Source organism: Salegentibacter sp. BLCTC, from assembly GCF_015143665.1.
GTDB classification, from domain to species: domain Bacteria; phylum Bacteroidota; class Bacteroidia; order Flavobacteriales; family Flavobacteriaceae; genus Salegentibacter; species Salegentibacter maritimus.
Genome location: NZ_WYEW01000001.1, coordinates 174785 through 188984, shown reverse-complemented (window position 1 = coordinate 188984; position 14200 = coordinate 174785). Strand labels below are relative to the sequence as shown.

The 14200-nt window shown below is 35.1% G+C and carries 8 protein-coding genes and 1 tRNA gene; 4 read left to right on the top strand and 5 right to left on the bottom strand.

Annotated features, from left to right (window positions below; translation table 11 throughout):
- Positions 1-229 precede the first annotated feature (229 nt).
- Positions 230-5215 (top strand): translocation/assembly module TamB domain-containing protein, encoded by a 4986-nt coding sequence (locus GUB10_RS00845; protein ID WP_193709552.1) that lies wholly within the window; start codon positions 230-232, stop codon positions 5213-5215.
- Positions 5216-5309: 94 nt separating this feature from the next.
- Positions 5310-7580, top strand: a complete 2271-nt coding sequence (locus GUB10_RS00840; protein WP_193709551.1) for a BamA/TamA family outer membrane protein — start codon at positions 5310-5312, stop codon at positions 7578-7580.
- Positions 7581-7657: 77 nt separating this feature from the next.
- Here the strand turns inward: GUB10_RS00840 and GUB10_RS00835 are convergent, their stop codons facing one another.
- The gene (locus tag GUB10_RS00835) at positions 7658-8671 is read right to left on the bottom strand and encodes a zinc-binding alcohol dehydrogenase family protein (RefSeq protein ID WP_193709550.1); all 1014 of its coding nucleotides are present in this window, start codon (positions 8669-8671) and stop codon (positions 7658-7660) included.
- A 78-nt stretch (positions 8672-8749) separates the two neighbouring features.
- Entirely contained in the window at positions 8750-9409 is a 660-nt protein-coding gene (upp, locus tag GUB10_RS00830; protein WP_193709549.1) for a uracil phosphoribosyltransferase, read from the bottom strand.
- A 267-nt stretch (positions 9410-9676) separates the two neighbouring features.
- Here upp and GUB10_RS00825 point away from each other — a divergent pair, with 267 nt between their 5' ends.
- Together GUB10_RS00825 and GUB10_RS00820 are read left to right on the top strand one after the other, a co-directional pair.
- Positions 9677-10294 carry a hypothetical protein gene (locus GUB10_RS00825; protein WP_193709548.1) on the top strand — a complete coding sequence of 206 codons (618 nt, stop codon included), beginning with the start codon at positions 9677-9679 and terminating at the stop codon, positions 10292-10294.
- 87 nt (positions 10295-10381) lie between these two features.
- Entirely contained in the window at positions 10382-10843 is a 462-nt protein-coding gene (locus GUB10_RS00820; protein WP_193709547.1) for a universal stress protein, read from the top strand.
- Positions 10844-11003: 160 nt separating this feature from the next.
- On the opposite strand, the gene GUB10_RS00815 is transcribed toward GUB10_RS00820, so the two are convergent.
- The 3 genes from GUB10_RS00815 to GUB10_RS00805 form a co-directional block, all read right to left on the bottom strand.
- Positions 11004-11615, bottom strand: a complete 612-nt coding sequence (locus GUB10_RS00815; RefSeq protein WP_193709546.1) for a thioredoxin family protein — start codon at positions 11613-11615, stop codon at positions 11004-11006.
- A 98-nt stretch (positions 11616-11713) separates the two neighbouring features.
- Entirely contained in the window at positions 11714-13510 is a 1797-nt protein-coding gene (locus GUB10_RS00810; RefSeq protein ID WP_193709545.1) for a hypothetical protein, read from the bottom strand.
- Between the two features lie 383 nt (positions 13511-13893).
- Positions 13894-13967, bottom strand: a tRNA-Arg gene (locus tag GUB10_RS00805).
- Between the last annotated feature and the right edge of the window lie 233 nt (positions 13968-14200).

Below are 14200 nucleotides of genomic sequence, written 5' to 3'. Positions count from 1 at the left end.
GATACTTTTGAAGAATAAAGGGGGCTTTTGAAGGTTTTTGTAGAAAATCGTTTTAACTTTTTCTTTTGTAGAAATATGACAAAAACTGTGCAATAAAACCACAACTTTTATGAGGGAGCAAGAATTAAAGTTAAGCACAGCCGCCTTTATATTAACTAAATCTTAAGCATAAAAAGTTTAATTTATCTTATCAATAGAATAAATTTGATATACTAAGTGATATTAGGATTTGGAAAAGAGACAAAAGGAAAAGAAAGGTAGATATCGTATTTTTAAGATCCTCGTAAAATTCTTTGCGGGGCTTTTTATTTTTATACTGCTTTTATTGCTTTTTATTAGAAGTCCGTGGGGGCAGGATGTCATCAAAAATCAGGTGATTAATAATATTACTGCTAAGACTGATACTGAGATTTCTATAGATAAACTTTTTATTACCTTTTCCGGAGATATTCAACTAGATGGTCTTTACCTTGAAGACAAAAAAGGAGACACTCTAATTTACTCGAAATCTATAGAAGCTGATATTCCTATTTGGCCAATTATAAAAGGAAACGCCATAAGCATAGACAATTTAGATTGGAATGGTCTAAAAGCTAATGTTGTTAGAAATGACAGCCTTAACGGATTTAATTACGAGTTTTTAATGCAAGCTTTTGCAAGCGATACTACTCAGCAGGCCAATGCTAACCAAACTTCAAAAGACACTTCAGCTTCCCAGGAAATTAATATTGGAAATATAAACTTAAAGGATTTCGATATTAATTTTAAGGACGACGTTATGGGCATTGATACCAGATTATCCCTGGGCGAACTTTTCCTGGAATTTGAAAAAACCGATCTTGAAAAAATGGATTTTCGGGTTGAAAATGCCGGTATTAGGAATACAACAATAACCTATTCCCAAAATAAAGCTTTTCCCGCAACAGAAAACGAAGAGCCTGCGCCCATGCCATATTTGGTGGTAGATAACCTAAAGCTGGAAAATGTTTTGTTGAATTATAATGCTGCTCCCGATGGAATTAACGCCAACCTAAATATACAGGATTTTTTAGCCGAAGCTCCTTTGATTGATCTTAAAAAACAGGATGTTAAGATCAATACAATCGCACTCCAAAATTCTGAAATAAAACTTAGTATGAAAGATCTGGGAAGTGCGCAAGATAGTATAACCGAAGCAACTCCTTTTAGCTGGCCAGAATGGCAAGTAAATGTAGATGAAATAAAGTTTGCTAATAATAAGCTAAGTTATTTGGTTGACCAGGCACAACCAAAATTGGGAGAATTTAAAGCTGACGCCCTGGTTTTGGATTCCTTAAATTTTAGTTCAAATAACATATTCCTTAAAAACAAGAAAGCAGGAGTAGAAGTAGCTGCTTTAAATTTTAAGGAAGCTTCAGGGCTAAATTTAAATAAACTTCAGTTTAATCTAAACTTTGAAGATACATATGCAAGCCTTTCCGATCTTGAAATGGCCTTAAATGGAAATCAATTGGCCGGTAATATCGGGTTGCAATATAATTCGGTTAAAGAGTTGATTGCTAATTACGAAACAGCAAAAATTTCGGTCGATTTACCAAAGTTTTTAGTAGACATACGTGAAGTTTTTCGTTTTCAGCCGGGTTTAAAATCCAATCCTTACGTAAAAGAATTGGCCTCTAATAAGCTTTATGGGAATCTTAAAGCCTCCGGTAAACTCTCTGCTATTGGGATATCCAGAACTAAGCTTAATTGGAAAAACACTTCATTTTTTGCTAACGGGACTATTTATAATGCCAATAATACCAATGAAATAGGCTTTGATATTCCTAATTTTAGGGCAGAATCTAAAAAAACCGATCTTACCGGTTTTATAAGCGAAAAAGATCTTGGTATACAAATTCCTGAAAATATTCAACTAGGCGGAAACCTCAATGGAAACCTGAAAGACTTGTCTACAAAAGCATTTTTGCAAACTTCTAACGGGAATATTCGTGTAGACGGAAACTTTAGTAATAATGAAGAGATTGCATTTAAAGGAAAACTAACCTCTGAGGAACTTGAGCTTGGAAACCTTTTGAAAAATGAAAGCCTGGGTGTTTTAAATCTGGAGTTAAAAGCTTTTGGAAGCGGAAGTAGCGTGAATACATTAAACGCCAACCTAGACGCAAACATACAATCCTTTTCTTACAATAATTATATAATAGAAGACCTTAAAATTTCCGGAGAAATCATAGATGGAAATGGTGATATAGCTTCAAGTTATAAAGATGAAAACCTAGAATTAGAGCTTAATTCGCAGGTAGAATTAGATTCTGTAAATCCAAAAGCCGACCTTACTCTGGATCTTAAAGGGGCAAGATTGCAGGAATTAGGCATTGCGTCCCGGGATATTAGGTTAGGACTCAAGTTAAATGCGGCCTTTGAAGGGAATGCTAAGGAATATAAAACCTATGCCGATGTTACCGAGGCAGTGGTTGTTTATGATAATAACACATATCTTCCGGGAAATTTGAATGCCCGGGCTTTTGTTCTGCCAGATTCCACTTCGGTGCAGATTACTAATAAAATACTGGAATTAGACTTAAAATCTAATGCAGACCCTGCAGATCTTATTGCAGCTTTGAATAGACATTATGAGTCTTATTTTAATGAAGAAAAAACCGTGGATACACTCCAAGATCCGGTAAAATTAAAATTACGTGCCAGCATTACGAATGCGCCTGTTTTGGGTGAAGTTTTCCTGGCTAATCTAGAACAATTGGATACTGTGAATATTGAGGCCAATTTTAATGAAAAAGAGAAGAAGCTTGATGCCCTGGTTAGCTTACCTTATATAAATTATTATGATAGTGAAATTGACAGCCTTGAATTCAAATTAAATTCAGATGCCGAAAATTTCGATTTTAATTTCGGGTTTAATTCAATTAACTCCGGGCCCATAGCTATTCAAGAAACTAACATTAGTGGAAGCCTTTCGGAAGATAAGCTATTTCTTGATATCACTTCTATCCAGGGCGAAGAACAATTATTTAATATATCTTCAGAAATCACAAAACCTCAAAACAATCTTAAGTTACACATAAACCCTAAGGATTTAATTCTGAACAAAAAAGCATGGAACATTCCTGCTAACAATGAACTACTTGTTTTTGATAGTGAAATAAAGGCTAATAATTTTAGATTAAGCAATAAGGATCAGGAATTAAACTTAAGTGATAAACTTGCATTCTCAGACAAGAACCATATTGGCTTAGAGTTCATTAATTTTGATTTGGGGCTTTTCCTTAATTACCTGAATTCAGAAGAAGAGCTTGCTACTGGTAGCTTAAATGGGCACCTGGTTTTTGAAGATCCATTACATAAAATTGGAATTTTAGCGGGACTGGAAATTAATCAACTTAATGTTTTAGAAGTTCCTATGGGGACATTAAGTTTAAACTCTACTCCAAAAGCCGATTTCTTTTATGATGTTGGCCTGGCTATAAAAGGAGATAATGTAAATCTTAATATGAATGGGGATATCCAGGCGCTAGATTCTACCACCGTGGTAGATATGAAAATGGATATCGATAAAATTAGTATGAAAACCCTGGAAGGTCTTTCTATGGGAGCAATAACCAATGGAGAAGGAAGTCTTTCGGGAAATTTAAGTCTTGGCGGTACAACCACAAATCCAAAATATAATGGTGAACTTTATTTTGATGAAGCGCAAATAAAACTGGCCCTGCTTAATGCCCCGTTTAAATTCCCGTCGGAAACATTGAAATTTGATAATAAAGGAATTTATTTTAGTGAATTTAAAGTAGAGGATAAAGATGCAAACTCATTTGTAGTAAACGGTGAAGTTCTTTTAGAGAATCTTCTTAACCCTGAATTTGACCTTAATTTTAAGGCAAGGAATTTTCAGGCCCTCAATTCAACAAAAGAAGACAATGAATTGTTTTACGGTACGGCCACTTTTGATGCTGATGCCAGCCTTACCGGAGATCTTAATGTACCTAATTTGGATATGGACCTGAGTATAGGTGCTAACACCGATTTTACATATGTAATGCCCGAAGAAGAACTGGCAATGCAGCAACGGGATGGGATAGTAATTTTTACCAATCGTGAAAATCCCGATGATATTTTAACTGCAAATGAAGAGGAGGAATCGGCCACACTTACCGGATATAATATCAATACCCGAATTAATATTAATGAAAAGGCGGCGTTTAACATCATTATAAATGAACAAACCGGTGATAATTTTAGAGTGAAAGGGGAAGGTGAGCTAAACTTTAATATTTCACCTAATGGAAGAATGTCACTTTCTGGCCGTTATATAATGAATGGCGGACATTACGAAATGAGCCTTTATAATTTAGTGAAAAGAAGATTTGAAATAGCCGAAGGCAGCCGAATTACCTGGGCAGGAGATCCATTTGATGCTAATTTAGATGTTAGTGCAATTTATAAAGTGGAGACCTCTCCTGCATCGCTTATGGCAGTACAGGGAGCCGGAAGTGATCAATTTAGAAGAGATTTGCCATTTTTGGTTTATCTAAATGTAGGCGGCGAATTAATGCAACCAGAATTATCTTTTGGTTTACAAATGCCTGAAGAAGAAAGAGGTGCAGGTGGGGGAGAAGTCTATGGCAGGTTACAACAATTAAATAGCCAGGAAGCTGAACTTAACAAACAGGTTTTTTCTTTATTGGTGCTTAATCGCTTTTATCCTTCATCTAATAATGCAGGCGATAGTGGTGGAAACCTTTCTATTGCACGCGATAACCTAAACCAGGCTCTGGCCGATCAATTAAATATGTTTTCCGATAAATTACTGGGTGATACCGGGGTGCAGCTTAATTTTGGCGTAGACAGCTATACCGATTACCAGGGAAATACGGCAACACAACGCACACAGGTAGATATAGAAGCACAAAAGTCTTTACTCGATGACCGTTTAATTGTAAGTGTGGGTAGCGAAGTTGACGTGCAGGGCGGCAACAGGCCTGGAGAAGAAACCAGCCCACTAATTGGAAATGTAAGTATTGAGTATTTACTAACCGAAAATGGTCGTTTTAGATTAAAAGGTTTTAGAAGAAATGAGTTTGAAAATGTTATAGATGGGCAACTCATTGTTAGCGGAATTGCTTTTATTTTCACCCGTGAATTCAACGAATTTCAGGAATTATGGGATAATTTCTTTTTAAAAGAAGAGGAAGAAATTACAATCGAAGATAAAAAGGAATAAATTCTATTGATTTTCAACTGAAAAGTAGCGAAGCTTTAGCGATAGTATATTGGGGTATAGTAAATTTAAAATACGAGATAGAAATTAGGTATAAATGAAAATTCATTTTAAAAATATTATTAGCATCTGTTTAATGTCTTTGCTGTTTCAGGCTTGTAACGTAAAGAAATTTATTCCCGAGGGAGAATTGCTATATACTGGTGCTGAAATTACACTAGAAAGTGATACCATAATTAAAAATAAGTCTTCGTTGAAAGCCGAATTGGAGTCTGTTTTAAGTCCGGAGCCTAACAGCTCTTTTTTAGGAATGCAACCGGGCTTATATTTTTATTATAAAGCGCAACGGGAGAAACCGGGCTTTATCAATAAGTTTCTAAATAAGAAAATTGGCGAGGAGCCGGTGTATGCCAGTGATGTAGAGCCTGTTCGAACCGAAGATTTAATTAAGAACAGGCTTCAAAACCGGGGTTTCTTTTATAGTTCAATAGTTTCTACAACCAATAAAAATGAAGAGAAAAAGGAGATGCAAGTGGCTTATGCTGTTGAAGTTCCCACACCGTATTTGCTAGAAAAATATAAGTTAGATTCAGATAGTCTTCAAATTTATAAGGAGATAAGTACTAGTTTAAAAAACTCACCTATTGAAAAAGGAATGCGATTTGATCTTTCTGCAATGAAACTGGAAAGGGAAAGAATTGATAGGGAATTAAAGGCCAGGGGATATTATAATTTTAATTCAGGGTTTTTAATATTTGAAGCCGATACCAATCAATATGCGCAAAAAAAATTTGATTTATTTCTGAGGTTAAAAAAAGATGTGCCAACTCAAAGTATTATTCCTTATAAAATTAAGAGCGTTAACGTATACCCTAAATACGAGGTTGGAACCGATAGTTCTACAGCTAAAACACGCTATGCTGAAAAGAACTTTTTTCAAAAAGAGCTTTTCTTTAAACCTAAGCACTTAGACCCTTATTTGCTAATTGAGGAAGGTCAACTTTACGATCCAGAAACCTCTAGAAATACTGCGAGAAGGTTGGGGAACATAGGTGCTTACAAATTTGTGAATATCAATTACCGGGAAATAGATAGCCTTTCTACAGATAGCCTTGGCGTTTTGGAAACCAATATTTATTTGTCTCCTTTAAACAAACGATCTCTACGGGCAGAAGTTAGGGCAGTAACAAAATCTAACGGTTTTACCGGGCCAAGCCTGGCTTTAGGTTATACCAATAGAAATCTTTTTAAAGGAGGTGAAGTTTTAAATATTACCGGAGATTTCGGGTATGAATTTCAGGTAGGTGGAGGCACCCAGGCAGGTTTAAACAGTATTCAAATAGGATTAGAAGGCGATTTGATTTTTCCACGAATGCTATTTCCAATAAAATTTGATAAAAACTATTTTTCTTATTCCATCCCTAAAACCAAAGCCAGTTTAGGCTTTGATTATCTTAATAGAAGTCAACTTTTCAGGCTTGGTTCGGTATCGGCCAGGTTTGGTTATATCTGGAATGCTAATAGATATGTTACCCACGAGTTTAATCCTGTATCTGTAAACTATGTAAACCTGGGAAAAACCAGTGAAGAGTTTGAAAAAATTCTTGAGGATAATCCTTTTTTACAAAACAGTTTTAATCAAGAATTTATTGCCGGGTTAACCTATTCTTTTACTTACAATGGGCATATAGATGAAAATAAAAGACATCAGTTTTTTCTTAATTCAACCCTTGATATTGCCGGAAATTTAGTAGATGCAATTAGCGGCCATAGCGAAGAAGATCCCCAAACATTTTTAGGTTTAAAATATGCACAATATGCAAAGGCCGATATTGATTTTAGATATCATTTAAAAACAGGCCGGGATTCAAAAATAGCATCAAGGTTGTTTGCCGGTTATGGTTTGCCTTACGGAAATTCTGATGTTTTACCATTTACCAAACAATATTTTGCCGGGGGACCATATAGCGTAAGGGCCTTCAATACTCGCTCTTTGGGCCCCGGAACCTACACACCGCCCGGGGAAGATGGTGCTTTTTTCGACCAGGCCGGAAATATAAGACTTGAGGCAAATTTAGAATATCGTTTTCCGCTTTTCCCATATTTATATGGGGCTGTTTTTGCCGATGCCGGCAATGTTTGGTATACAGGTGAAAATAGTACTCTAGAAGGCGGGAAATTTAGTAAAGATTTTATGAATGAATTGGGGATTGGTACCGGTTTTGGACTAAGGGTAGATATTCAAAGTTTCGTGATTCGGGTAGATCTCGCGGCACCACTGCACGATCCTAGTCTAAAAGAAGGCGAGCGTTGGGAATTTGATTACGCAAATCCTGTGTTAAACTTTGCTATTGGCTATCCTTTTTAATGCCCCCATCATTCTAAATTCGTTTTTAGATCTAGTGTATTGGCGTTCAAAGCAGCCTGAATCCTGAAGTTTTCTTCTTAAAATGAAATTACATTCTTACCAATCGATTTCCCTGACTCCTGTAGGCTATGAACTTCTTTAAATGTTTCCGGGCTTAGCTTGCTAAAAGTTTTATGAAGAGTTGTAGTGATGGTTCCTTCTTCCAAAAGCTTCGAAATCTTTTGTAAAATTTGGTGCTGACGAGCCATATCTGATGTTTTGAACTTTGTTCGGGTAAACATAAATTCCCAGTGAAAAGCCGCGCTTTTATTTTTCAGTTTGTTTATGTCTACCGGATTTTTGGTTTCCACAATAGCACAAATATTTCCTTGCGGTTTTATAAGTTCTGCCATTGCATTCCAATGCATATCGGTATCGGCAAAGTTTAGAATATAATCTACCTCTTCATGCCCTTTAGCCTTCATTTGTTCCACCAAATTTTTATGGTTTACAATTACATCAGCTCCCATGTTTTTACACCAGTTTGCGGTTTCGTTGCGGGAAGCAGTGGCAATAACATTAAATTTTGTTAGTTTTTTTAAAAGTTGAATGGTTATAGAACCAACGCCACCGGCGCCGCCAATAATAAGAATATCCTGATTTTCTCCCGAGTTTTCTTCAATTTTTAAACGTTCAAAAATACATTCCCAGGCTGTAAGTGAAGTTAGGGGTAGGGCAGCAGCCTCTTCAAAAGAAACATTCTTAGGTTTATGCGCAGTAATGTTTTCATTTACCAACTGAAATTCTGCATTACAACCTGGCCGGTCTATTTCACCGGCATAAAAAACTTCATCGCCCTGTTGAAATTTTGTAACCTTATTTCCAACTCGTTCAACAATCCCGGAAGCATCCCAGCCAAGTATCTTTGGCTGATTCAATTCCTTTTCTATAGCAGCGTTTTGTCTAATTTTATAGTCTACCGGATTAACGGAAACTGATTTAATTCTTACCAAAAGATCTAAATCTTCGGGTTTCGGTTCATCGGTTTGAAATTCTATAAAACTGTTCTTATGGTCTATTGGGTATGATTTTTTTATACCGACGGCTTTCATAAACTTTATTTTAAAATTTTCTATCTAATTTCCAAGGTGAACATAAGGGCATCTGCCACTTAAGAAGACTACAAAAGATTAGTGTTGCATTTTTCCGCCATAACAAAGGTCTCCTGCATCGCCCAAACCGGGTAAAATATATCCGTGATCATTAAGCTCTTTGTCAATAGTAGCTATCCAAAGTCTTGAATCTTTTGGGAATTCTTTTTCTAACAGAGCTATACCTTCTTCAGCACCAATAACAGCTACCAAATGAATTTCCTTTGGAGTGCCCATTTGCTTTAAAGCTTTCATTACATTCACAAAAGATTTACCTGTGGCCAGCATAGGATCGGCAAGGATAAGGGTTTTGCCCTCCAGAGAAGGTGAGGCCAGGTATTCTACTACAATTTCAAAATGCTCATCGTTATTGGGGTGATGCCGATAAGCAGAAATAAAAGAGTTTTCAGCATCGTCGAAATAATTTAATAATCCGTTATGAAGAGGAAGACCGGCCCTTAAAATAGAGCAAATCACCACATCGCTTTCCGGTAATTGAATTTTTGAATTTCCTAATGGGGTTGTAATATTTTTTTCCGAAAAACTAAGCTGCTTACTTAGTTCGTAGCCCAGCACTTCTCCCAACCGCTCTATATTTCTACGAAACCGCATTCGGTCTTTTTGAACGTTTACATCTCTAAGCTCTGCTACAAATTTACCGGCTATTGAGTTTTCTTCAAGAAGATGATTTACCTGCATAATATTTTTTAGTTTTTACTCTATAATTGAGATTCATTGCGTACACGAAAGATTTTTTATCTATTTTTCTAAAATAATCACTTTGTGTAAGGAAGCCAATTTGAATTTATAATTCCGATTTTTACCTTGCAACAACCAGTAAAGGTAAGTAAATGTTTAACGAATGCATAAACTGTTATAGCTGCATTTTCTTAATATTGAGAAAAGATTTTTCTTTAATCTAATTTGGCTGTATTTTTGATAATTAAAGTTTAAAGAATTCATTCTATGAAGCTTATATATACTTTTTTATTTCTTTTTGTATCATCACTAAGTTTTGGACAAATAGACCTTCCGGCTACTAATAATACCGGAGGTATATTAAAAGCCGAACCAGAAAAAACATCTTCTGGTTTTCCTATTCTTAGGGCAGAAGAACCTACTAAAGAAAGTAAATATCTTAGAGAGAAACCAAAAGCAATAGATTTTAGGGAGAAACCAAATAATTTAAAAACAGCAGGAGATGCTGTTAAAGAAAGATGGACAAAGGATAAAGAGGCGCTTGAAAAATATAGAGAAGATCAATACTTAGGAGATTTTAAAACTACCGGGAAGTTCGTAGAATTATATTGTAGAGACCATCAATTTGTAGATGGAGACCAGGTAAATATTTATGTAAACGGAAAATTTATTGAGCGCGTAGTACTAGGCGGTGGTTATCGTCCTGTCCTGGTTAGCCTTGAAAGCGGATTTAATAATATAGAATTTGAAGCTATAAACCAGGGATCTTCGGGGCCAAATACTGCACAGTTAAAAGTTTTGGAAGAAAATGGTAATCTTGTAGCTTCAAAAGAATGGAACCTCTTATCCGGCGCAAAGGCTAGTTTAATAGTAGTTAAAGAATAAGCCTTTACAAAAAAGACCCTTAGATTTTTTCAGTATTAATTTTAGGTTTTAGAATTCATTTAATAACTTTATAAGAAATTGAATCTTATGAAGCGTATATTAATTGCTATAGATTACCATCCGGTTTCTGAAAAAGTTGCTGAAGCCGGCTATAAACTCGCCAGGCAGCTAGATGCCAAAGTTTGTTTACTACACGTGATGGCAAATATAAGTTACTATGGAATAGATTATCCTACTTTTATGGGTTATTCCGGTTACGATGAAATGGCGGTAAATATGGATATTGCTCAGGAAATGCGTGGAGTAGTGGAAGATTTTTTAGAAACCGCAGCAAAACACCTGGAAGATAAAAGTGTAGAAACACATTTGGCTGAAGGGGATGCCGCTACTGCAATTTTAGAATATTCAAAAACATGGAATGCCGATTTGTTGGTTATGGGTACTCATAGTCATTCGGTTTTTGAAAAACTTTTAATGGGAACCGTAGCATCAAATGTATTGGAAAAAACCAAGGTTCCTGTTTTTATGGTGCCCATTAAAAAGAAATAGGCTAAATAATAAACACCACAGAATAGCCCCAAGAGTATTTAATAACGATATATCAAATAAAAAAGCTGTCTAGAAATTTATTTACCTGAATATTAATTTATTATAGTTAATACTTTTAAATTTCTTAGACAGCCTTTTCGTTCTTATGCGCGAAATTATTCTAAAAAACTTCTGAAGGCTTTTGGCTGCAAATAAGTTCCTGCAGTTCACAAACTATAGCTTCTCCTTTATTCTTATTATACCATAATTGAAGATTTGTTTTAAGCTGATCGTCAATTATATCATATTCTTGCACATAATCATCTACCAGTTTTGTAGCGGCTTTAGAACGCGGCCCCCAATGTGCAATTACTTCCAAGTTTTGATCTATAATAATCAACTTTGGAATTGAGCGGGATCCATAGGTTAAAAAAGAGTCCATAAGTTCTAAGTGCTCATCACGTAACACAATTTTCAAATCAATGTTATCTGAAATGCTTGCTATTTTATTAAAATAGGGCAAACTTTGAGCCGCATCTCCACACCAGGGTTCTGTGATTACCAACCAGGTTTGTTTAGAGCTTAAATCTTTAAAAGATGCTATCTGTTCTTCCGATAGCTTAATGGTCTTATCAAGACGTTTACTTCGTGAATAATTAAGTTTAGTGTAATTTATTTTATCTGGTGTAATTTCACCGGTCGTTTTTCCCTGGTTTACTAGCCTTTCAAAAAGCTCATTATATTTTTCATAGGAAATTGCCTTATCCAGGGAATCTTGAATTAGTTTTTTCATTCTTACTGATTTTAATATTATTCGGAATTTTACACGATCAACATTTAAATCTTATTCCGGTTTTCTAAAAAATAACTGATATTTATCTCTTTATTTAGTTATTCAAATAAATAAGACTTTGTTTTTAAAATAGTGTTTTCAGCATTATCAAGTGCCTTATTAAATTCGGGGGTATTTTCCACTACTTTATTTTTTAAAAGCTTTCGGTAATAAGCTATTCCTTCTAAAATATTGCTACAAAATGCTTTCCAATTTTTTAGGGTACGTTTATCTGGGTTTGGGGTTCTTTGAACCTGTTCTGCAAGATAATCTATGTATAAATCTAATTCTTTCACAAACATATGAGGTCTGTTGCTTTTCTTAATAAGCCCGGTACGCCCATAAATATGATCGGTCATTTCTTTTAAAGTAGAAAGCTTAGAAAAATTGGCAATATTAGGGCTTGGGCAAATAGTTACTGCTTGTTGTTTTTTTAGGAATGGAACTTTGTAATTTAATGGAGCCGCATTACTCAATCCAACACAAAGGCATTCTTTGCTAAGTACATCTTCACGCTGTTGTTGATATTCGTTCTCGGGCAGGTTGCTTTCCTCTAATTGTTTCAGTTTTAGTTTCTGATATTTTTTAGAAGCGGTACAAATAGGTTCTTTTGTGAATTCAGTATTCGAAATCAGGAACTTTTCGGTACAGGGGCTTCCCGGAGCACCTTTTTGAATTCTATTTAACCTTTCGGTTTCTGCGCTGGTTCCTTTTAGGTAGTTAAATCCTACTCCTAATGGCGAAGATTGGCTTCTAATAACATCTTTCTCTTTAGAATTAAGCAATAAGCTAAGGGTTTCATCATCTACTGTTGTGGCTTCAGGACAAAGTAAAAATGGCGTTCCCCAGCCTGTACTGTCTACCTTGTAATGCGTAAACAATAAATTGTTCTCTTCTGAAGTACCAATTCCGCCCTGAACCGTAATCTTAATAGGGTGCGGTTCAGAAAAACCTTCCTGTCCTTTAGCTATAATTGCGGGGTTATATAAACTGAAGAGGCTTTCTTTTAACTCCTCCTTTTTCTCTTTAAATTCATTCAAGATGGGCCCCATTAATAATCCCTGAGTGGCAAAAACATGACCTCCACAGTTTAAACCAGACTCTATTCTGAATTCACTTACCCAAATTCCTTTTTTAGCTAAGTATTTCCCCTGAATAAGTGCCGAGCGATAATCACTAACTTTTATAACAACTTTTTTATCAAATTTACCCCAGCCGGTGGCATCAAACTCTTTAAATTCTTCCATATAACTAAACAACCTGGGGTTTAAGCCTGCAGAAAAAATAATGGCAGAGTTCTTTAATTCGCTAGTCGCATAAGCTCTTAAAGCAGTTAGTGCATCAGAACTGTTTGGAGCTATGGCTTTGTCTTTACCCGGATTGTCTTTATCTACTTTGGTCATTATATTAACCTCTACAGCGCCGGGTACCATTTTCTCTTTTAACTGCTGTTCTAATTTATCTCTTTCTGAAAGATTTTCTGTTTGTAAAAACCTATGAAACATTTTTTTTAACTCACCTGTATCAGGAAGCATTTCAAAATATTTAGTAAGGTCTGAACTAAAATCAAAAGTTGAATTCTTTATCCTTTCAAACTCTGTATTTACCGTGCGTTGTACCAAATTTAGATAATTGGTGATACGTTTAACACGGTAGTCGGTTTCTTTGGTACTAATTGGGGTATAATTTTCACCATATTTTTGCGAGTAATGCTTTCGCATAGTTTCCAATAAATTATCTTCAATTATAGAAATAGCCGAATTAATGCCGTAGCAAGCTACTTTAATTGGAGAATCTATGGAATACGCCAAACCCATAACGGGAATGTGAAAATTATGTGGTAATGATATCTGCATTAGAATTAAATTTTAAGCCCATAAAGGTGTTTAACTTTTTATTCCTAATATATGAGCATAATCATAGATTGATTTATTTCTAAAAATTCCCTTTCTGAATAGAAATTTAATTTATTGACTATCATGCATATATTCTTAAGCACACGTAGAATAAATTTAGCTCAGAATAAATAGGTGGGAATTTTTAAAAAAAATAAATTTTGTGGAGTCTAATTTAATCTAAAATAATAGCCAATAGAATTTAGTATAGTAGGTTAGGCAAGAAGCTATATTTTTCTATAGGCTGGCTGCAATTTTAGATAGTTTTAGAAACTGAGATTAATTTAAAATCTGGTTTTTACTATTAAAACAAAAAACCCCGCAATTTGCGAGGTTTTTTGTTGTGATCGCGCCAGGATTCGAACCTGGGACCGCCTGCTTAGAAGGCAGGTGCTCTATCCAGCTGAGCTACGCGACCGTTTTTGCGGTTGCAAAGATAAGCCTCTTTTTAAATAAAACAAGCTTATTTCAATTAAAAATTATTTTTTTTCTTGAAACTTATTTTCAGGTCGGTTTTAATCTTTCTTTAACTTAATTTCTATTTTGAAAGTATTTCTAAATTATATCATTAATTTAGCTCCGATAAAATTTTAAAGAGTCCAACTAGAAACTATAACCTGCTTTATGCCTCAGTATACAGAATTAATAAAT

What these genes read in the sequence shown, in the direction of transcription:
- GUB10_RS00840 (WP_193709551.1), top strand. Translation starts at nt 5,310, where the DNA reads ATGAAAATTCATTTTAAAAATATTATTAGCATCTGTTTAATGTCTTTG.
- GUB10_RS00835 (WP_193709550.1), bottom strand. Translation starts at nt 8,671, where the DNA reads ATGAAAGCCGTCGGTATAAAAAAATCATACCCAATAGACCATAAGAAC.
- upp (WP_193709549.1), bottom strand. Translation starts at nt 9,409, where the DNA reads ATGCAGGTAAATCATCTTCTTGAAGAAAACTCAATAGCCGGTAAATTT.
- GUB10_RS00825 (WP_193709548.1), top strand. Translation starts at nt 9,677, where the DNA reads ATGAAGCTTATATATACTTTTTTATTTCTTTTTGTATCATCACTAAGT.
- GUB10_RS00820 (WP_193709547.1), top strand. Translation starts at nt 10,382, where the DNA reads ATGAAGCGTATATTAATTGCTATAGATTACCATCCGGTTTCTGAAAAA.
- GUB10_RS00815 (WP_193709546.1), bottom strand. Translation starts at nt 11,615, where the DNA reads ATGAAAAAACTAATTCAAGATTCCCTGGATAAGGCAATTTCCTATGAA.
- GUB10_RS00810 (WP_193709545.1), bottom strand. Translation starts at nt 13,510, where the DNA reads ATGCAGATATCATTACCACATAATTTTCACATTCCCGTTATGGGTTTG.